This window comes from Pararhizobium sp. IMCC21322, assembly GCF_030758295.1.
Taxonomy (GTDB): Bacteria; Pseudomonadota; Alphaproteobacteria; order Rhizobiales.
This window is the reverse complement of the sequence record NZ_CP132335.1, coordinates 4,705,682-4,725,408: the sequence shown is the minus strand read 5'-3', so window position 1 is coordinate 4,725,408 and position 19,727 is coordinate 4,705,682. Positions and strand designations below refer to the sequence as shown.

The window sequence follows — 19,727 nt, the reverse complement described above, 5'->3', positions numbered from 1 at the left end:
ATGGCAAAGCCGATTGTGATGCCGCAAGTTGGGCAGGACCTAACCGAGGGAACGCTCATTGAATGGTTCGTAAAAGTAGGCGACGAGGTCAAAAAGGGTGACGTTGTTGCTCTGGTTGAGTCTGAAAAGGCCAGCTTTGAAGTCGAGGCTTATGAAGAAGGCACCGTCTTGGAGCTTTTCTGTGAAGCTGGTGGGTCCGCCACTGTTCTGGCACCGTTGCTGACGCTGTCGGAACCGGGAGAGACTTTGGATAAAAAGGCCAAAACGCCTGGCTCTGTCGCTGACGCCCCGCCCGCAAAATCAGAAACCATTTCTGCCAAAACTTCAGCTCCAGTTGGCCAAAAGGCCAACTCTTCCTCTCCGCTTGCCAGAAGACTTGCCGCCCAAAAAGGTTTGGATATCTCGAAGATTGAGGGGTCAGGGCCAAAGGGTTCTGTCGTGAAGCGGGATATTGAGGCCGCAGCGCAAGTGTCAGCAACAGCGCCTGCTGCAACTTCACAATCGACCGTTGCCGCAGCCGAGCCGGCTCCGACAACGCTGCCATTGCCAAGCAGCGAAGATGACGTTGAACTGCCGTTTAACCGGATGCGTCAGGTTATTGCTGAACGACTGGCACTGTCCAAAAGGACTATTCCGCATTTCTATCTGATGGCCGAGGCGGATGTGTCAGATCTGCAGATACGTCGCAAGGCGCATTTTGACATCACTGGCGAGAAACTATCGCTTAACGATGTGATTGTGCATGCCACCGCATTAACATTGCTGGAGTTCTCTGAACTCAATGCCTTTGTGTCCAGCAATGGCGTTTTGAAAAAGGCCGAGATCAATATCGGAGTGGCCGTTTCGGTTGACGATGGACTTATGGTCCCGGCGATTGCAAACGCGCCTCATAAAAACATTTCCGAGATATCTGAGTTGATCCGCGAATATGCCGCTGCTGCGCGCAGGGGGATCAACAAATCTCAGGCGAAAAGTACATTTTCCATATCCAACCTTGGAATGTACGACGTTGAGGTCCTGCCGATTATCAATCCGCCAGAAGCTGGAATTCTTGGGGTAGGTCCTATCAAACGCAAGGTGCGAGAGCATCGTGGTGGTATTCAGGGACGTGACATCATGTCGTTTTCTCTGGCGGTCGATCACAGGGCTGTTGATGGCGCTTACGGCGCACGTTTTCTGCAGTCATTGTGCAAGACAATCGAAACCTACAACGAGTTTTCATAAACCATTTCAATAGACATGAGTGAAGCGCCATGAACCAACCTTCACGCCAGTTCGAACTGGCTAATGCTGTCAGGGCGCTTTCCATGGATGCCGTTGAAGCGGCAAAATCCGGCCATCCTGGAATGCCAATGGGCATGGCGGATGTGGCCACTGTGCTGTTTGACCAGTTTCTGAAATTTGACAGTTCTGCGCCTTATTGGGTGGACCGGGATCGGTTTGTCCTATCAGCCGGCCATGGCTCCATGCTGCTCTACAGCCTGTTGCACCTGTCTGGCTATGCTGACTGGGACATCAACACGCTCAAAAAATTCCGTCAGCTTGGTTCAAATGCGGCGGGGCATCCTGAATATGGCCATGGATCCGGCATTGAGACCACGACAGGCCCATTGGGGCAGGGGCTGGCAACAGCTGTCGGGCTTGCTGTCGGTGAAGCGCGAGACAACGCACAATTTGGCGATGATCTGGTCGACCACCACACCTATGTGATTGCCGGCGATGGTTGCCTGATGGAAGGCATCTCCCATGAAGCAATTTCTTTTGCGGGACATTTGAAACTTTCAAAGCTCGTCGTTCTTTTTGACGACAATGAAATCTCCATTGACGGTCAGGTCGGGCTGACTTGTAGTGACGATCAGGTCAAGAGATTTGAGGCGTGCGGATGGCATTGCCAAAAGATCGATGGTCATGATGTTGATGAGATTGCTGAGGCCATTCAAAAGGCCAAGGAAAGCTCTCTACCCTCAATGATTGCCTGCAAGACGGTGATCGGGTTCGGAGCCGATAAAAAATCAGGGACTTCCGCGGCCCACGGCTCGCCTCTTGGCGCTGAAGAAATTGCCGCCGCTCGCGCCAGTTTGAACTGGCCGCATGCGCCATTTGATATTCCGGAACATATTGCAGCAGCCTGGCAGGAAATCGGTCTGAAGGGCGCTCAGCAAAACGTCCAATGGCAAGAGCGCGTGGCTTCAGCTGAACCTAAAACCGCAGAGGCATTCAAAGCCCATATCTCGGGCGACTTGCCCAAAGAGTGGGAGCAAGCGCTGGCACAACATGCACAGAAGATGGCCGATGAAGCCCCGAAAATGGCAACTCGGCAATCATCAGGTAAGGCGTTGGATGTTCTGACCCCGTTAATCCCGAATTTGGTGGGCGGATCTGCGGACTTAACCGGATCGGTGAATACGAAGACACCTGTTACCTTGCTGATGACCGCATCCGCCATGCAAAACCGCTATGTCCATTATGGCGTGCGAGAACATGCCATGGGAGCCATCATGAATGGGATGGCTTTGCATGGCGGGACCATCCCCTATTCAGGGACGTTTCTGGTCTTTGCCAACTACATGCACGCTTCCATACGTCTGTCTGCACTGATGGGACTGCAGGTTATTTATGTGCTGACGCATGATTCCATTGGTCTTGGTGAAGACGGACCAACCCACCAACCGGTTGAAACGCTGGCGATGTTACGTGCAACACCAAACCTGGATGTCATTCGCCCGGCTGACGCTGTCGAGGTCGCAGAAAGCTGGGCACATGCCCTGAAACGTGTTGACGGCCCGACTGCGATCGTTCTTTCGCGCCAGGGTTTGCCCGCGCTACGAACTGACGGTTCGCTTGATGGCCGGGGAGACCGGGGAAGGGACGTATTAAGCGAAGCTGACGGGACCGCTCGTGACGTGACATTGATCGCAACTGGCTCTGAGGTGTCGCTGGCTGTCGAGGCACAAGCGCTTCTGGCCGCAGACGGAATCAGCGCGGCAATTGTCTCTCTTCCTTGTTGGGAAGCGTTTGAACGACAGGATGCTGCATACAGGGCTGAGGTTCTGGGTACAGCGCCGCGCATTGCAATTGAAGCGGCCGGTGAGTTGGGTTGGCACAAATACATCGGCAGCGATGGCGGCTTTATCGGGATGACCGGCTTTGGCGCATCTGGCCCTGCTCCGGAATTATACACTCATTTTGGGATCACGGCGCAGGCTGTCGTAACAGCCGCCAGGGCTCAGATCAAAAACACGTAAGGGGCTAAAGATCATGGCACAGGACGCTTATGATGTAATCGTTGTTGGCGCAGGCCCGGGTGGATATGTCGCTGCAATTCGCGCGGCACAGCTTGGCCAGAAAACCGCAATTGTCGAGCGTGAACATCTCGGCGGCATCTGTTTGAACTGGGGCTGCATTCCAACAAAGGCTCTGCTGCGGTCAGCCGAAATACTGGATCAGTTTTCAGACGCAAAGAAATTCGGAATTGATGCTGAACCAGCAGTGGCCAATGTTCCGGCGATGGTTGCGCGCTCTCGCGAAATATCCGCGAAATTGAATGGCGGTGTGGCACATCTTCTGCAGAAGAACAAAGTGGATGTGATTTGGGGTGAAGCCAAACTCACCGGGGGCGGCAAGGTCGACGTTTCCGTTTCCAAAAAGCCTGCAGTTGAGCCCGCGCATCCAGTGCCGCGAGCCACCAAGGGCGTGGGAACCTATCATGCCAAGCATATTATTGTCGCAACAGGTGCGCGCCCCCGTGTCTTGAAGGGGTTCGAAGCTGACGGCGAAATTGTTCTGACGTATTTCGAAGCGATGAAACCAAAAGAGGCCCCAAAATCACTGCTGGTTATGGGCTCCGGCGCAATCGGTATGGAGTTTGCTTCATTTTATCATGCTCTTGGAACCAAGATTACAATCGTGGAGCTTTTGCCCGAAGTTTTGCCCCAGGAAGATGAGGAAATTTCAAAAGTAGTCAGGAAGGAATTCGAAAAACGCGGCATACGCATCCTGACAAAGACCCGCGCTGACAAGCTGGAACGAAAGAACGGCATAGCTCACGTAACTTTGAGCGACAAAGACGGAAAGCAAAGCGTCGAAAAGTTCGAAAAAGTTATTTCGGCAATCGGCGTTGTGCCAAATGTCGAAGATTTGGGTCTTGAGCGCCTTGGAATTGACATTGGACCGCAAGGGATCTCCACCAATAGCGCCAGTGCAACCTCTGTTTCCGGGGTCTATGCGATTGGCGATGTAACGGGTGCCCCAATGCTGGCCCATAAAGCCGAGCATGAAGCCGTCAACTGTGTTGAAGCTATCGTCAATGGTCATGCGCATTCACTTGATCCATTGCGCATTCCAGGGTGTACCTATTGCCAGCCTCAGGTTGCGTCAGTTGGGCTGACTGAAGAGGCTGCAAAACAGGCAGGCTACACGTTGCGCGTTGGTCGCTTTCCTTTTGCTGCAAATGGGAAAGCACTGGCGGTCGGTGAAACCGTCGGATTGGTCAAGACAATATTCGACAAACAATCCGGAGAATTGCTGGGCGCGCACCTGGTTGGGCCGGAGGTTACCGAACTTATTCAAGGCTTCGTCACAGCCATCGGGCATGAAACCACCGAAGAGCATCTCATGAAAATTGTCTATCCACACCCCACGCTTTCCGAAGCCATGCATGAAAGTGTGCTTGATGCCTTCGATATCGCAATTCACAAATAGTCACGTCAATTTGCCCGATGCTATGGGTATTGAAATTCGATGATTTTTGCTGAATTAGTGCAATTTACATTGTGAAATAGCGGCTTACGACTGATTTGAGAAAACGATTTTAGGAGACCCGCGCGACTGTCTTTCATTGTGCGGTCTGCAACATCGGTATGGTGTTAAGCTCCTATTGGCATCCGGAAATTTCGGTTCCAACTGGCGCACCTGTTGCAAATCCCGTGATCAATTTAATCCGGGCGCGCAACATGTCGTTTCCGGCAGTGGTCATGCACACTTTGGCTTGAGCCGCTTTCAGCAATTCGGTCTGCAGGTCGAGGACAGCGATATAAGCTACCAGCGTCGAGAAATTGAATGCTTCAAGATTGATAGGAAGCCGCACGTCCCACTTCATCCCGACAGGCGTCGCGTTTATAATCACGTCATGCATTTTGGTCGCGGTCTCGGCTGGTCAAGACGCATGACGCCGTTGCTATTCGTATTTCCAAGTGAACCAGGTTTCAGAAATTGCGAAGATGAACACGGATTTCCTTCACAAGCGCTGCAATTCAGAGGCGCATTCACCTTGCTTTCCTTCTGATTACTCTCAATTACCCTCTCCACCTTGTTATAACCTTATTAATTTGTATCAGCGATTTAACGTCCAAACTCATCATGAATTCCTTTAATCAGCTGTAATACTGGCTCTGGGCAATGCCTGATCAGCCCCACCTGAGTGGTCCAGTGTGAATGTTAGTGCATGATTGGGTTGGATGCCATCGACACGATGGTTTCTGGAGCCGGTGGACGGTAGCCTAAAGCACTGTGGGGTGGTTTGGTATTGTAGTAGCGGCGCCAGCTTGTCGATGACAATTTCAGCCTCTTTCAATGAATAGAAGATCTCTCCGTTGAGAAGCTCATCCCCAAAGCGAACGTTGAAGCTTTCAATGTAGCCATTCTTCCAAGCGCTGGTTGGTTCGATATAAGCAGCTCTGGCGGCAATACTATTCCCTCCGGGAATATAAGAAGACAGCTACCTGCCTCCCATCAATGCTAAATCGGCGGCATTATGGTGGTCAAAATTTGCAAGGAGCATCAAATGAGACCTAGAAACCTCGTCATTCTCATGGCTGACGAACACGCTGGGAAATACACCGGGTTTGCAGGCCACCCCATCGTCAAGACGCCTAACCTTGATCGGCTGGCAGCCTCTGGCACAGTGTTCAAAAACGCTTATTGCAACAGCCCGATATGTATGCCGTCGCGCGCCGCATTTGCCACTGGGCGCTACCCCCATGACACAGGCTATGTCTGCAACGCCACGCCTTACGACGGCACAGTTCTAGGCTGGCCGCATCACCTGACAAACGCTGGTATTCCCGTTACCTCGATCGGCAAACTGCACTACCGCGACGCCGGTGTGTCCTCTGGGTTCTCGGAATCGATCGTTCCCATGCACGCGGTCAACGCGACCGGAGATTTGTTTGGTGCGCTACGCCAAACCCAGCCATTGCCCGTTCGCCACGGTGTGCGGCTGGTCGCGGAACAAGTCGGGCGGGGCGAATCGACTTACACCACATATGATCGCACAATCCTGTCGGAAACGTTGGACTGGCTGACCAACACAGCCCCCGCCCTTTCTGAGCCCTGGGTTTTGTTTGTCAGCTTTGTTTGTCCACACTTCCCACTGATCGCGCCAGACCAATTCTACGACATGTACGACAAAGAGATGATCCCGCTGCCCAAAGCCTGCCGCCCCGAGGATTGGCCAGACCACCCTTGGTTCGAGGCATTCCGTGCCTCTTACATTACCGACACGTTCTTTGATGACGACTTGCGGCGTGAGGCGACTGCAGCCTATTTTGGTTTGTGCTCCTTTGTGGATTCGCTAATTGGTCAGGTCGTGGAAGCGGTGGGGCAGAGCAGTTTCGGAAACAATACTAACCTGCTCTACACTTCCGATCACGGCGACAATTTAGGGGTGCGTGGGCTTTGGCAGAAAAGCAATTTCTATCAAGAATCTGCGCATGTGCCGATGATTTTGACCGGGCCGGATGTGGCCGCGGGTGAGACTCGGAATACACCGGTGTCGCTGGTCGACATTTATCCAACCGTGCTTGATTCAGTCGGACTGGGCGATGGCACATCTCCGGTGAACGAGGACGCCGAAAGTTTGTTCCGATTAGCCGACGCTCCCGACGATGACACGCGCGTCGTGTTTGGCGAGTACCACGGCGCAGGGGCCGTGAATGGTGTATTCATGCTGCGGCAAGGACCTTGGAAATACGTGCACTTCGCCAACATGCCTGAACAGTTGTTCAATTTGGACGACGACCAAGAAGAGATGCACAACCTTGCCACTGCCTCCGCGCAGGCCGGGCGAATCGAAGGTTTTCGAAAGATGCTGCTAGCACGGCTCGACCCGGTTGCGGTTGACGCGGACATCAAGGCTCGCCAGCTTGAGCTCGTCAACAGACATGGCGGCCGTGAAAGGATACTGACCAAGGGTTCGATGGGGGCGTCTCCACCACCCGGCACAAAGCAAGAGGCGTTGAGAACAGAATGACTGGGACCCCAATCGAAGAATTCATCGATATTCCTACGCACCATGGGACGATGCAAACTTTCATTGCACGCCCGAGAGGTCCTTCCCCCACTTGTGCTATTCTCTATATGGACGTGTTTGGTTTGCGCGAAGAGCTTTTCGAGTTGGCGCGCGAATATGCGCGCAGGGGCATTACTGCTGTAGTGCCCGACTTATTTCATCGCCTGCCTGTCAGTCGGTTCACGCCGGTAAATGACGAAGGCGGGCCGCTTGCAGTTGAAGCCAAAGAGGCCAACATGTCCACCGAATTGGAGATGACGGTTGCCTATACCAAAGCGCTAACCACAACGCTGGGGATGAGCCATGGATTTAGTATCCCGCCTCGGTTCTTTGCGTTGGGCTATTGCATGGGCGGGCGCCATGCCTTAGCCGCATGCGAAGCGTTTCCAGATGAGTTCATCGGAGGCATCTCGGCGCATGGCGGACGCCTTGTCACTCCGGACACCCAGTCGCCGCACCTCTTAGTGCCGCGTATCAAAGTGCCATTTCACTTTGCATTCGCCGCCGACGATCCGACTTGCCCCGACGCCCATTGCGCCACTCTGAAAGACTCGGCCGGCGATAGTTCCGCACCAGTGACATTTACGCTTCACACAGCGCATCATGGATGGAGTTTTCCGTGCCGCTGGTCTTATGACTGGGCTGCGGCAAAGGCCGTACATGACATGGCCGTCGCGATGATCAAAGCCGCTGATTGACGTCAAGCGCCTTTGAGGTCAGGGCTGAAACCTGCCTCAGCGCAGACCGCGCGGACTTCCGCAATCAATTCCTTGGCCAGCGGAGGCACATAGCTAGATCGGCGCAAGATTAGGCCAGTGTTCCGATGGATATTCAACGGGTTGGCAGGCAAACGCGCAAGGTTCATGTGCAATCGAGGCCTAAGTCGCAAATCCGCCAGATAGGTCAGTAAGTCAGTGCTTTCGACAATTTGAAGCAGGCAACTGCTGTCGAAACACTCAATCACCGGCAGTGGTGGCTCAATATTCTGAATCCGAAAGCCGCGTTCGAACCGGTCTCGGATCAATGGTCCTGGCGGTAAAATCCAGCGCTGGCAGGCCAATTTGGCCAGAGTCAGTGGTTCGTCGGTCCTGAGTGGATGATCACCCCGTGCGATCACGGCCAATTCGCTGACCAGAAGCGGTTCGGCGCAGACTTTGCTGGTCATCGCACCGGGAATGTCAATTGGAGCCAACGCCAGATCAATTTCACCACGAATCAACCCCGCTACCAGTTCTTCAACTGACGCCGGGACAATGCGGATGCGCGCCCGGGGACTGCGCTGGGTCAGACGTGCGACAGCCTTGGGTAACAAGACCTCTTGCCAAGTGCCGCCGGCCCCAACGACAACCTCGCCCACAGAGCCATCTCGCATCGCGGATATCCTGCGGATAACCGCGTTCAAGTTGCTATCAACTTCGCGCGCGGCATCAAACAGCATATTGGCAAACAGAGTTGGAGCGACGCCACGCGGCTCACGCTCGAACAACGAAACACCCAACTCGACCTCGATCCGCTGCACCGCTTTGGACACAGCAGGCTGGTTCATCCCTAACCGATCTGCCGCGGCCGAGATGTTGCGGCATTCATAGACCGTCAAGAAGAGTTTTAAGGCTCGAAGTTCCATATTCCCCTCAGGAATAGATTAAGATGAACACATAGTAGCTATCGCATGTTTCCGTGTCTACATTGGCCGCATCAACTTCGATTAGGGAGAAGAAGAATGAAATTTAGTATCGTTCGCAAAGCACTGGCCACGGTTGCAATCGCAACTCTGGCATTTACCGGGACCGCCGCCAAAGCTGAGTACCCGGAAAAGCCTGTAACTTTTGTGCTGCCGAATGGCGCGGGGGGGCTGCTGACATCAATCTCCGCATCATCCTGAAACATCTGGAGAAAATCGTTCCAGCCCGACTTGTAGTCAAAAACATCAAAGGCGGAGCTACCGCTACCGGCACACGGGTCGCCTATGACGCACCCAAGGATGGTTATACGCTGCTGTTTTTCCATCAGGCATTTATGGGCACCGCCGCCCAAGGCATACTAGGCCGCAAATTCGCTGATATGACACCTGTAGCTCGCGCCGGGTCAATCGACATTATGTATGCCGCCGCCAAAGAGGCACCCTTCAACAATCTGCCCGAGCTAATCGACTATGCTAAGGCCAATCCCGATGCGGTTCGCGTTGGCGTATTCCTACGGGCGCACAGCCATATGGTTGCGCTCAAAGTGATGGACGCTCTTGGGGTCAAGTTGAATATGATCAACATTCCTGGCGGTGGTGGCCCGATCCGCGCCGCGCTGGTGGGGCATCAGATCGACATTGGTATTACCACGGTCTCGGACGCCCAGAAGTACCTTGAAAGCGGCGATATCAAACCCTTGTTTGTCTTCCGCTCGGTTGACGTACCCGGGCTTGAAGACCTGCCCACCGCCGCTGAAGCTGGGGTTCCCCAAATTTCCGATGTTGGCAGCGTGACCAACTATTTTTGGGCACACCGCGAAGTGCCGGAGGAAATCCGCACATATTGGGCCGACAAGATCGAGCAAGTGATGGCTGATCCCGAGCTTCAAGCCGAACTGGGTCAGCGTATCATTGACCTGCGCTTTGCGCGAGGCATTGAGTTACAGGCCGAGGTGGATTCGCAATATGCTAACACTGTCGCCGTGGTCGAGAAGTTTGGTCTTGCCACCGATACAAACGAGTAGGCGCTGGACCGTGGTCAATTTCGTCTCAAGGCTGAGCCGGCAAGGCTGGCTCGGCCTGATATTCATCTTGTCGATGACAGGGCTGACGACGGTGGCTTCACAGTTACCTCCACCACAGTTCGAGCCAGTTGGTGCACGGGTCATAGCAATGGCGATCCCAATCGGGCTTGGCGTACTTGGGCTTGTACTATTGGTGCAGGATTTGCGTCGTGGCGCTTCCATTCAGAAAGCCGCCAATCCCAGCGCGAAGTCCGCAATCATTGGGCCCGCAGTGCTGTATGGGTTACTTCTGATCTACGCCGCACTCTTGTCCCTGGGGCTCGACAAATGGCTTTATATCGGGTTCTCAGCCGTGCTGGCCGGACTTTCTGCAAGCCTCATCACCGCGTCGCCTCGTTCTACCATAATTGCCTGGTTGGTCTTGACCGCACTTGTGTTGTCGGGTGGCATCGCGTGGAGCTTCTCGACGCTTCTCTATGTCGATATTGCAAAATAGGAAAGTGGAACAAATGACCCAGTTTGAATTTGGCTTTATTGGCCTCGGAGACATGGGAAGTGGCATGGCGGCCGTGCTTGCGCAGGCAGGTATGCGTGTCTGTGGCGTCGATCCGGCGCAAGAGATGCGGGATCGTGCTGCGCAAAATGGTGTAACGGCGTACACTGACCTAGCTTTCCTGCTGGCCAATTCAGACACAATCGTAATCTCGCTGGCGTCGATGAGCGCGCTTGCCAATACCTATGACCTCATTGCGGCCACTTCGGCCCAGTTCCCGCAGATGATAATCGAAACTTCGACCGTTGCACCGCGGAAGGCCAAAGAACTGGCCGCGATTTCGCACGGCTCGGGCAGACTACATCTTGAGGCCGGAATGATTGGCCTGCCCGAAGATGCTCGAGCTGCGCGCCTGTTTTACCTTGTGGGAGGCACAGCAAAAGAGGTGGCGAAAGCACAGCCTTTCCTGACTGTTACAGGCCGCGCCTTCGCGCATCTTGGTCCCATCGGTAGCGCTGCAACGGTCAAGACTCTGAACAACGCCATCGGCGTTGCTACGATGTTTGCCTTTACCGAAGCGATTGTCGCCGCCGAAGCTTTGGGGGTCGATCCTGCTGCCTTTGTCAGCGCGGTGATCCAGGCAGGTGGAGCTGGCATGTCTGTGGTGTTCGAACGTCATGCAGCCCGCGCCCTTACTACGTCCGTGCCACAGCCGCCGACTCCAATCAACTTCAAGGACATGGCTGAGTTGCGTGCGATGCTGGCCTCTTGCGGGGACGGATTCAACCTTTTTGATACCGCAATCTCAATTGCGGCCAATCTGCCCGAACACCCCGGTATTGTACGCGCCCACGCCGATATGCTGCGCGCCAAAATCTCACCAGAGTCGAACCCATGGAATTAGGCACTGCCCTTCTTGAGCATCTTGCATTTACGCCGCTTCTTTTCTCGATTGCAGGAGTAGCCGTTGGAATAATTTTTGGTGCAATTCCGGGGCTCAATCAGGGCGTCATCATGGCGCTGACCTTGCCGCTGACATTCCATATGGACAGCTATTCTGCCCAAGTTCTGTTGATTGGGATGTATGTCGGCGGGGTCAGTGGTGCGATGGTGACAGGGGTCACACTGGGCATTCCTGGGTCGCCTGCCGCGATCATGACTACGTTTGACGGCCATGCCATGGCCCGCAAGGGACAGGCAGCACGCGCCCTGTCCCTTGGAGTCACCGCATCGCTGATCGGTGGGTTGATTTCCTGGGTATGCCTCGCCCTGATCTCGGAACCCATCGCGCGCTTTTCTCTGCGCAATTTCGGCAGTTTCGAATATGCAGCATTGGTTTTTGGCGGGTTGCTGATCATCGCCACCTGTTCGGGAAAGAATTTCGCAATGGGGCTCGCAGCGGGGCTTTTGGGTATGCTTTGCGCGCTGGTCGGGTTGGACCCCGTCAGCCAGGTGCCGCGCTTCACATTTGGCATAGAGAGCTTCGACAGCGGCTTTCGGATCGAGGCCGTCCTGGTTGGTATTTTTGCCATTGGTCATTTGCTGCACGACATCAGCACACGCGATACGGCGGCCAGTCAGGTGTCAGTCCGGACGGTGGAAATCTGGCGTTCGGTCGGAGGCATCATGCGCCATTGGGTCAACCTGATTCGGTCGAGCCTGATCGGCGTATGGATAGGCATCCTGCCGGGAATCGGGGCCAATATCGGCTCGGTTGTTGCATATTTCGTCGCCCGCAATATCGACCGCGACCCCGAAAGCTTTGGCACAGGTCGCGAAGAGGGCATCGTAGCCTCGGAATCTGGCAATAACGCCACCGTAGGCGGAGCATTGATCCCGATGATCTCGATGGGAATACCGGGCAGCGGTGCGGATGTAATCCTGATGGCGGCGCTTTTGTTTCATAATATCCAGCCTGGCCCCTTGCTGGTCCTAGAGCATCCTGAGGCTTTCTACGGCATCATTGCCACCTATCTGTTTGCCTCGGTGCTGGCATTTCTGTTCTTAATGTCTCTTGCAGTCTGGATCGCCCGTGTAATCGGTGTGCCGCGCGGGATTCTGGTACCTGCGATCTTCATCCTTGCCATTGCGGGCACGTATTCGTTGAACAACCTGTTTTTCGATGTGTGGGTGATGCTGGGCTTTGGGATTGTGGGCCTGTTCATGCGGATTGCCGGGCTACCCTCGGCACCCTTTATGATCGGCTTTGTTCTGACGCCGCTGTTTGAAGAGAAGTTTCGCGCCAGCATGATGGAGGCCAATGGCAACCTTCTATCTTATCTTGACCGGCCCCTGGCCTTGGCCATTCTGCTCTTTTCGATAGTGTTTGCGTTGGCACCCACTTTGTTTGAGCGCTTGAGAAAACCGGAGCGCGCACCACAAGAAGACGGCTAGAAGAACCGTAGCTGACCAGATTTTAGGAGAAAAGCAGGGTGATTAAACACCGCATTACCAAAGCTTCTGTCAAAAATGTGATTGTTAGCGAAAAGACGGTCTGGAGGCATGTTGTTCTGGAAACCGACTCGGGGCTTGCCGGGTTTGGCGAGGCCAGTCTTGACCGGATGACAGCCTCCTTTGACGCCGGTTTGCGGGCGGCAGCCGGAGCGGTTGAGGGGCGAACGCTGGGGACGGAAACATTAGAGCCTATTGCTTTTCTGTTGGAAAAAGATCTGAGCCAACGCACTATTCACGCTGCGCTGGATCAGGCAGTCCATGACCTTGCGGCACAAGCCGCGGACGTTCCGCTTTGCACCTACTTGAATGCGGAAGTGGCAACCGGGTCGGGTCGACTTTATGCCAACATCAACCGGGCGACTTTGGATCGCTCCCCTGAAGGATTTGCTGCACACGCAGCGCAAGCCATAAGTGAGGGGTTCACGGCTGTGAAGATTGCCGCTTTCGACAACTTGACCCCCGAACTTTGCAGCATGCCAAACGGGAAGCCGCTAATCGAGATGGGACTGGCGCGACTGGTATCAATTGCCGAGGCCGCGCCGGACGCCGAAATTATGGTAGATTGCCATTGGCGGTTGGACAAAAAAACAGCTCACGCAATTCTACCTAGACTGGCTGAAATTGGCGTTGTATGGCTCGAATGTCCCTATCCGGAAACCGATGACCGGATTGACGATTTGTGTGACCTGCGTCGCGTGGCAAATGCCCAAGGCATCAGGTTGTGTGGGCTTGAGACCCATGGGGGCTGGGATCAAATCGCACCGTTTGTGCAGGGCGGAGCGTATGACGTCGTCATGCCGGATGTGAAACATGTTGGGTGCCTGACCGCGATCACCGACATTGCCACCCGCGCCGGCGCTCTTGGCGTTGCAGTTTCGCTGCACAATCCGACCGGGCCGGTCTCTCACATGGCCAGTACCCATTGCGCAGCCGCTATTGGCAGTGATGAGAGATTGGAAGTGCAATGGCGCGAGAGCGAATTGTTTTTCGAGATCACCGATCCTGCGCCTGATATTAACGGGGACTCTTTTCGCACTGGGGTCACTCCTGGCCTTGGCGTGAGATTGAAAAAGGGAATTGGTCAGTGACCCAGCACTATCCCCAGGGGCAGGAGGCGGCTAAGTCCGAACATTCGCTTGAGGTGAGAAAATTGCGTGTCCACCTTCTTTCTCTTTTTTCACGAGATGGCATGATCGAGATTTTTGCAATGTTGCGTGACACATCTCGCGAGGGTTTGCGGATTGAAAGTTGCATCATTCTCGACCGTTTCTCTGGTGTGTATCTGGCTTCGACCCGCAGGTATCACAATCGGCATTGTTTGTGCAGCAACATATCAAGTCATGTTTTCCGACGACTGGTCCACCGGGACGAAGGCGTCCGGAGCCTAGAGCTGAACCCCAAAGCACTGTGGTGTCGTTTGGTGTTGGATTGTTTCCTCCTGCTTTCGATAATGAATTGGAACCGCGCAGCGAGTAGAAGATTTTAGAGTTGAGCATATTGGGACAGTTCCATTAGTCTGCAAAGCTCCCAAAAGAAGTAATTTATAGTTGCATGAGTTGAATAAAATGAAGATTGCAATCCTTTTTCTTGGAAAATACGAGTGCTTCGGTGGCCATCTTGGTTGCAATCATCAAGCGCGATTGATTTTTCCGAACGCCAGCAGGAGTTCTTAATTGGACAAAGTGCCCGACCAGCGACGAGACCCAGAGTTTCTCGGTTCTGTCTATTCCAGCCCGGATGCCTACGCCAGTGCTCGCTTTGTTACGCTCGGCGACGGCGTAGAACGTGGCGTGCGTGTGGTGGAGTTTCGGACTGCTGGAGGCCTCGATGCCGATATTACCATTGACCGCGGCGGTGATATCGGCCGGCTTGCGCTGAATGGGAAAACACTGTCGTGGCATGCGCCACATGGATTGCGAGCACCGTGGCTGCTGGATTCAGCAAATGACGGTGGTCGCGGATTTTTGCGCGGGTTCAATGGCTTTTTGAACACATGTGGACTTGATCATATTAGACAACCAGAACGTGACACTCTGGACGATGCCACTGTGTCTCCGTCGAACGAAGCAGACTATCCGCTCCACGGAACAAGCACTTTCGATCCGACCCGTTTGATCGGCTATGGACTGAATGACGACACGGCAGAACCTTATCTGTGGTGCGAAGTAGAGCGCATCGAATCCATGTCAATGCGGGGCGCGTTGCGCCTTCGCCGAAAGTTTCGCGCTCCGATATGGGGCAGCTCGATCTCAATACGAGACGAAGTGGTCAATGTGGGACACAGTTCGGTGAGCCACATGATGTTATACCACTTCAATATTGGCTACCCTCTAGTTGCGCCGGGAACTCGACTAAGCATCGAAAGCGGAACTGAGATCTGGAAATCGAGGCCTCACGACCCAATTTCCTCTTTTCCCGAACCGCTAGAATTACGAGCAAACGATATCTCCGTATTCAAACTCGATGGCAGTACGGCAAAAGCAGTGATTACCAGCGATTGCTGCGGCTGCGGAATGGAATTCAAATTTGATACCGCAACGCTCCCCTATCTGCAGCTGCTCAGAATGACCAGCCCCGGCCTTTACGGGATCGGTTTAGAACCATGCACAACGCGCGCAATGTCCCGACGGGAAGCGCGCGATATCGATGAGATGGTTGTGCTGAAACGAGGTGGCCGTCGAGAATACGCTGTCGACATCAAGTTGTTTGAGCACGATTCGAGCGAACGGTAGAGGGCGCGCAATATTTGTCATCTCAGTGCCTTTATCACTGACAATCGTGTGGGACTTTCCTCGTCGTTTAGCCTTGGCATCCAACTCACGCGTCATGCGCAAACCTGACAACGATGTATCGGCCACGAACGCCAGGCATTCACGGCTAAAGTCATCAATGAAACACAAAATGCGGAAACGGCGACCATCAACAAAGGGTGTCAGATACAAAATCCAACGACCAACGTTGATTGCGATCTTGTGGAATAGCCACAGCCATAGGAGCACGTGTTCCCAACCCTCTCGCTTCAACAGGATGTGCAGTCGCCGATAGCCAAACCGTCGCCGTTCCGCAGACAGCTCCACAAGTCGTTTGCGTAACTCTGCATCATCAGATGGCGTTGATTGATAGCGATAAACCCGAGGAGCGATGCTCACCAGTTCACACGCCTTGCGTTGGGAATAGTTTTTGAACTTCATAGCCTGGTTCGCAGCTCTCCTCTTCGAACCAGGCTTCAGAAGTTTTTTCCCAGCATCTCCTTCAATGTCACAACATCCAACATCTGTTCCGCCAACAGTTTCTTCAGCTTACGATTCTCTTCCTCAAGAGGCTTTAGCCGCTTCGCTTCGGACACTTCCATCCTGCTATATTTGGAACGCCATTTGTAGAAGGTTGCATCCATTGCCCCACAGGTAATTGGGTAGCAACTGACCTGCTCCCCAGATTGTACCCGTTTTTTAGCTAGTTCTGTTCCAGTTTTGGTCTTTTGACCGGTTTACAAATTCATAGGGTGTGTGCCCTTTGAGGCTCGTGTGTGGTCTTTGAGTGTTGTAGTCAATTCTCCATTCCCTGATCATATTTCGTGCTGTTGGTAAGTTTGAGAACAGGTGCGCGTTCAGGCCTTCATCTCTCAAACGCCCATTGAAGCTTTCGACGAAGCCATTCTGCATCATTGCCCGGCAGGCAAGCGAAGCGCCGCCGAGAGGCGGGGATTTCCCGGAGCAATGTAGTGCCACTAGACACACCGTTAGTAGCGCTTCGGTATCAGCAGGTGTCTCTTTGGCTATGGCTAATGCGTTACTGGGCAACAAAAAATTCGCGTTCAACAGTAATCTGCGCTCACGTGACCAACGACCTGGCACTGCGAGTTGCCGACCGTGTAACAGAGACACTATGTCAGGCACTATCCCGCAAAAGGACCTATGAATTATTGACCCTAAAGAGTTGAGCGCTCAATTCGATAGCCGCTCGCTGCATATGCTTGGATTTGAACCAGAGATTATTCCGGCAAACTACACCAAGGCTTTCGTCAGGGGCAGAAGAGCGACTGCAATGATGCTGAGGCCATTGCTGACGCATCACTGCGGCAAATCTGCGCTGCGTGGGTTAGCGGCCGCAGGGCCAGCATGATCTTTTGGCACAATTGCGGTGTCTCTCACGATTGGTGTCATGACGTGTGGCAACGACCCAACAGATCCGCGTTATTCTCTCCAAGCACGGCATCACTGTAGGCACAGGAGCTGGATTTACATTCAATGACATTGAGAATATATAAACAGATGCCAGTTGGATCATATTGTATGCGCAATAAGATCTGAAAGCCCTCTAGCATCAATGTGTTATCCAAGGATCACGTAATCTATGAAATTCTCAGATATTGAGCGCCCTTCCGATCAGAAGTTTGGATTGTTTTTCGCAGTCATTTTTGCGCTGTCCGGGCTATATTTTTTTTGGCTGGCGGCTAGTTATCTGGCATTAGTCTTGCTGGGGTTAGCGGCTGTTTTTATCTTACTTTCTTTTGTTAAGCCGGGTGTGCTGGCGCCCTTGAATAAGGGCTGGATGTTTATTGGGTACGTTTTGGGGCGGATCGTTAGCCCAATTGTTATGGGGATCATTTTTTTTGGCCTCATAACGCCGGTATCACTGTTTCGTTTTATTACGGGGCGTGACGAGCTACGCTTAAAGTTTGGCCCTTCACAAAGTTACTGGTTGGTTCGTGATCCACCAGGCCCGGATGCGGGCTCATTTAAAAACCAGTTTTAGGAATATAGATGGATTTTATCAGCGAATTGTGGAGCTTTCTAAAGGTTCGTAAGAAACTCTGGATGGCCCCAATCATCATCGTAATGGTCGTCTTGGGTGGTTTGCTGATTTTGGCCCAAGGGTCAGTTGTTGCCCCCTTTATATACACGTTGTTTTAAGCGATTACATGAATGATTATTCTTGGTCTATCAGCCTTTTATCATGATAGCGCTGCCTGCCTTTTGGTCGATGGAGAAATTGTTGCGGCTGCCCAGGAGGAACGTTTTACGCGTCAGAAACATGATGCCAGCTTTCCTGAAAATGCCATTCTTTATTGTATGACAACAGCCAATATTCAGGCTGCAGATATTGACCATGTGGTGTTCTACGATAAGCCTTTCATGAAATTTGAACGCCTATTGGAAACATATCTTGCATTCGCGCCAAGAGGGTTCAAAAGCTTTGCAACATCAATGCCTGTGTGGCTAAAAGACAAACTGTTTCAGAAATCTGTGTTGGTTGAGGCGCTTGAGGCCGGTCTTGGCTCCGAAATAGCGTGGCGGGATAGATTGCTTTTTAGTGAGCATCACCTCAGTCATGCCGCCAGTGCTTTTTTTCCCTCTCCATTTGAGGAGGCTGCCGTCTTGACTATGGACGGTGTTGGCGAATGGGCCACAACTTCAATGGCGATTGGGTCAGGCCATACCTTATCGGTGCAAAAGGAAATCCATTTCCCGCATTCTTTGGGATTATTGTATTCCGCCTTCACTTATTACACCGGGTTTAAGGTCAATTCCGGGGAATACAAAGTTATGGGGTTAGCTCCCTATGGGGAGCCCCGGTATGCGGATTTAATCACCGAACATTTGATTCATGTTGCGGATGATGGGTCCTTTCAGTTGGATATGTCGTATTTTGATTACTGCACCGGTTTAACCATGACCAACAAAAAGTTTGCGGAGCTTTTTGGTGGCCCCGCCCGAACTTCGGAAACCGATTTAAACCAGCGAGAAATGGACCTCGCAGCGTCAGTGCAGGCGGTTACGGAAGACATCGTTGTGAAATTGGCCAAGGGTATCCAAAAGGAAACAGGGGCCAAGAATTTGTGTTTGGCGGGCGGTGTGGCCTTAAATTGTGTGGCCAACGGGATTTTGCTACGTGAAGGGATTTTCGAAAATATTTGGATTCAGCCCGCCGCCGGCGATGCTGGGGGCTCATTAGGGGCGGCAATGGCGGCCTATCATATTATGCTGGATCAACCGCGCGCAAATATTGGCGATAAGATGGATCACATGCGTGGATCCTATTTGGGGCCAGAGTTCACTGAGTCTGAAATCCGTGTAGAGTTGGATAACTGTGGGGCCGTATATAAGATTTTGGATGATGATGCCTTAATTGAGCATACAGCGCAGTCTTTGGCCGATGGCAAGGCTGTTGGTTGGATGAACGGTCGCATGGAGTTCGGTCCCCGTGCTCTGGGCGGACGCAGCATTATTGCGGATGCGCGCTCACCGAAAATGCAAAAACTGCTAAATCTGAAAGTAAAGTATCGCGAATCGTTTCGTCCTTTTGCGCCGAGTGTGTTACGCGAGGACGTTCAGGAATGGTTCGACATAGATGGTGATTCACCTTACATGTTGTTGGTGGCAGAAGTAAAAGAAGACAAGCGTCGCGAAATGAGTGCGGCAGAGAAAAATCTATTTGGAATTGAAAAGCTAAATGTGCCTCGATCTGAGATTCCGGCTGTTACCCATGTAGATTACAGTGCCCGCATTCAGACTGTCCACGAAGAGACAAACCCCAAATATCATCGTTTGATAAAGCGATTTAAAGCCAAGACGGGGTGCCCAGTTCTTGTGAACACATCTTTCAATGTACGCGGTGAGCCCATTGTCGCTACACCAGAAGATGCCTTTCGGTGCTTTATGGGAACTGATCTTGAAATACTTGTCGTCGGAAATTGTATTCTATACAAAAATCAGCAGAGCCAAGACATAATAAGAGATTATAAAACCCAATACGATCTAGATTAATATTTCCGTCGCTGAGGAT

The 19,727-nt window shown here is 52.9% G+C and carries 17 protein-coding genes and 3 pseudogenes; 15 read left to right on the top strand and 5 right to left on the bottom strand.

Annotated features, from left to right (window positions below):
* The 3 genes from RAL91_RS22470 to lpdA are packed head-to-tail and all read left to right on the top strand — an operon-like array spanning position 1 to position 4,701.
* Positions 1-1,224 (top strand): dihydrolipoamide acetyltransferase family protein, encoded by a 1,224-nt coding sequence (locus RAL91_RS22470; RefSeq protein WP_306258463.1) that lies wholly within the window; start codon positions 1-3, stop codon positions 1,222-1,224.
* 29 nt (positions 1,225-1,253) lie between these two features.
* Entirely contained in the window at positions 1,254-3,245 is a 1,992-nt protein-coding gene (gene tkt, locus RAL91_RS22465; protein ID WP_306258462.1) for a transketolase, read from the top strand.
* Between the two features lie 13 nt (positions 3,246-3,258).
* On the top strand, positions 3,259-4,701 hold the full coding sequence (gene lpdA / locus RAL91_RS22460; RefSeq protein ID WP_306258461.1) for a dihydrolipoyl dehydrogenase: 1,443 nt from the start codon (positions 3,259-3,261) through the stop codon (positions 4,699-4,701).
* Positions 4,702-4,873: 172 nt separating this feature from the next.
* Here lpdA and RAL91_RS22455 read toward each other — a convergent pair whose 3' ends face one another.
* Positions 4,874-5,134: a hypothetical protein gene (locus tag RAL91_RS22455; protein ID WP_306258460.1), complete on the bottom strand. Its 261-nt coding sequence runs from the start codon at positions 5,132-5,134 to the stop codon at positions 4,874-4,876.
* Between the two features lie 302 nt (positions 5,135-5,436).
* A pseudogene (locus RAL91_RS22450) lies at positions 5,437-5,680 on the bottom strand (transposase); the annotation flags it as partial.
* Between the two features lie 72 nt (positions 5,681-5,752).
* Here RAL91_RS22450 and RAL91_RS22445 point away from each other — a divergent pair.
* Positions 5,753-7,249, top strand: a complete 1,497-nt coding sequence (locus RAL91_RS22445) for a sulfatase-like hydrolase/transferase (RefSeq protein WP_306258459.1) — start codon at positions 5,753-5,755, stop codon at positions 7,247-7,249.
* Positions 7,246-7,986 (top strand): dienelactone hydrolase family protein, encoded by a 741-nt coding sequence (locus RAL91_RS22440; protein WP_306258458.1) that lies wholly within the window; start codon positions 7,246-7,248, stop codon positions 7,984-7,986. The genes RAL91_RS22445 and RAL91_RS22440 overlap by 4 nt, the downstream gene beginning before the upstream one ends.
* A gap of 2 nt (positions 7,987-7,988) precedes the next feature.
* On the opposite strand, the gene RAL91_RS22435 is transcribed toward RAL91_RS22440, so the two are convergent.
* Entirely contained in the window at positions 7,989-8,912 is a 924-nt protein-coding gene (locus RAL91_RS22435) for a LysR family transcriptional regulator (protein ID WP_306258457.1), read from the bottom strand.
* 96 nt (positions 8,913-9,008) lie between these two features.
* On the opposite strand from RAL91_RS22435, the gene RAL91_RS22430 reads away from it, so the two are divergent.
* From RAL91_RS22430 to RAL91_RS22400, 7 genes are all read left to right on the top strand, one after another.
* Positions 9,009-9,170 (top strand): hypothetical protein, encoded by a 162-nt coding sequence (locus tag RAL91_RS22430; RefSeq protein WP_306258456.1) that lies wholly within the window; start codon positions 9,009-9,011, stop codon positions 9,168-9,170.
* Positions 9,149-9,994, top strand: coding sequence for a tripartite tricarboxylate transporter substrate binding protein (locus RAL91_RS22425; protein ID WP_306263075.1), 846 nt, complete (start codon positions 9,149-9,151; stop codon positions 9,992-9,994). Before RAL91_RS22430 ends, RAL91_RS22425 begins: the two co-directional genes overlap by 22 nt.
* Positions 9,995-10,142: 148 nt before the next feature.
* On the top strand, positions 10,143-10,490 hold the full coding sequence (locus RAL91_RS22420; protein ID WP_306258455.1) for a hypothetical protein: 348 nt from the start codon (positions 10,143-10,145) through the stop codon (positions 10,488-10,490).
* Positions 10,471-11,391 (top strand): NAD(P)-dependent oxidoreductase, encoded by a 921-nt coding sequence (locus tag RAL91_RS22415; RefSeq protein WP_306258454.1) that lies wholly within the window; start codon positions 10,471-10,473, stop codon positions 11,389-11,391. The genes RAL91_RS22420 and RAL91_RS22415 overlap by 20 nt, the downstream gene beginning before the upstream one ends.
* Positions 11,382-12,881 (top strand): tripartite tricarboxylate transporter permease, encoded by a 1,500-nt coding sequence (locus tag RAL91_RS22410; protein ID WP_306258453.1) that lies wholly within the window; start codon positions 11,382-11,384, stop codon positions 12,879-12,881. Before RAL91_RS22415 ends, RAL91_RS22410 begins: the two co-directional genes overlap by 10 nt.
* A 38-nt stretch (positions 12,882-12,919) precedes the next feature.
* Positions 12,920-14,029 carry an enolase C-terminal domain-like protein gene (locus RAL91_RS22405; protein ID WP_306258452.1) on the top strand — a complete coding sequence of 370 codons (1,110 nt, stop codon included), beginning with the start codon at positions 12,920-12,922 and terminating at the stop codon, positions 14,027-14,029.
* Positions 14,030-14,623: 594 nt separating this feature from the next.
* Positions 14,624-15,673, top strand: a complete 1,050-nt coding sequence (locus RAL91_RS22400) for a DUF4432 family protein (RefSeq protein WP_306263073.1) — start codon at positions 14,624-14,626, stop codon at positions 15,671-15,673.
* A 6-nt stretch (positions 15,674-15,679) separates the two neighbouring features.
* On the opposite strand, the pseudogene RAL91_RS22395 reads toward RAL91_RS22400, so the two are convergent.
* Positions 15,680-16,341: pseudogene (locus RAL91_RS22395) on the bottom strand (DDE-type integrase/transposase/recombinase); the annotation flags it as partial.
* A 49-nt stretch (positions 16,342-16,390) separates the two neighbouring features.
* Positions 16,391-16,668: pseudogene (locus RAL91_RS22390) on the bottom strand (transposase); the annotation flags it as partial.
* Positions 16,669-17,294: 626 nt separating this feature from the next.
* On the opposite strand from RAL91_RS22390, the gene RAL91_RS22385 reads away from it, so the two are divergent.
* The 3 genes from RAL91_RS22385 to RAL91_RS22375 are packed head-to-tail and all read left to right on the top strand — an operon-like array spanning position 17,295 to position 19,708.
* Positions 17,295-17,696, top strand: a complete 402-nt coding sequence (locus tag RAL91_RS22385; RefSeq protein ID WP_306258451.1) for an SxtJ family membrane protein — start codon at positions 17,295-17,297, stop codon at positions 17,694-17,696.
* An 8-nt stretch (positions 17,697-17,704) separates the two neighbouring features.
* The gene (locus tag RAL91_RS22380; protein ID WP_306258450.1) at positions 17,705-17,854 is read left to right on the top strand and encodes a DUF5989 family protein; all 150 of its coding nucleotides are present in this window, start codon (positions 17,705-17,707) and stop codon (positions 17,852-17,854) included.
* Positions 17,855-17,866: 12 nt separating this feature from the next.
* Positions 17,867-19,708, top strand: a complete 1,842-nt coding sequence (locus RAL91_RS22375; RefSeq protein WP_306258449.1) for a carbamoyltransferase — start codon at positions 17,867-17,869, stop codon at positions 19,706-19,708.
* Positions 19,709-19,727: the final 19 nt, after the last annotated feature.

Coding starts and splice junctions, on each gene's coding strand:
- RAL91_RS22455 (WP_306258460.1), bottom strand. CDS start 5,134: ATGCATGACGTGATTATAAACGCGACGCCTGTCGGGATGAAGTGGGAC.
- lpdA (WP_306258461.1), top strand. CDS start 3,259: ATGGCACAGGACGCTTATGATGTAATCGTTGTTGGCGCAGGCCCGGGT.
- RAL91_RS22440 (WP_306258458.1), top strand. CDS start 7,246: ATGACTGGGACCCCAATCGAAGAATTCATCGATATTCCTACGCACCAT.
- RAL91_RS22435 (WP_306258457.1), bottom strand. CDS start 8,912: ATGGAACTTCGAGCCTTAAAACTCTTCTTGACGGTCTATGAATGCCGC.
- RAL91_RS22375 (WP_306258449.1), top strand. CDS start 17,867: ATGATTATTCTTGGTCTATCAGCCTTTTATCATGATAGCGCTGCCTGC.
- RAL91_RS22420 (WP_306258455.1), top strand. CDS start 10,143: ATGGCGATCCCAATCGGGCTTGGCGTACTTGGGCTTGTACTATTGGTG.
- RAL91_RS22385 (WP_306258451.1), top strand. CDS start 17,295: ATGAAATTCTCAGATATTGAGCGCCCTTCCGATCAGAAGTTTGGATTG.
- RAL91_RS22380 (WP_306258450.1), top strand. CDS start 17,705: ATGGATTTTATCAGCGAATTGTGGAGCTTTCTAAAGGTTCGTAAGAAA.
- RAL91_RS22470 (WP_306258463.1), top strand. CDS start 1: ATGGCAAAGCCGATTGTGATGCCGCAAGTTGGGCAGGACCTAACCGAG.
- tkt (WP_306258462.1), top strand. CDS start 1,254: ATGAACCAACCTTCACGCCAGTTCGAACTGGCTAATGCTGTCAGGGCG.
- RAL91_RS22415 (WP_306258454.1), top strand. CDS start 10,471: ATGTCGATATTGCAAAATAGGAAAGTGGAACAAATGACCCAGTTTGAA.
- RAL91_RS22410 (WP_306258453.1), top strand. CDS start 11,382: ATGGAATTAGGCACTGCCCTTCTTGAGCATCTTGCATTTACGCCGCTT.
- RAL91_RS22430 (WP_306258456.1), top strand. CDS start 9,009: ATGAAATTTAGTATCGTTCGCAAAGCACTGGCCACGGTTGCAATCGCA.
- RAL91_RS22445 (WP_306258459.1), top strand. CDS start 5,753: ATGGTGGTCAAAATTTGCAAGGAGCATCAAATGAGACCTAGAAACCTC.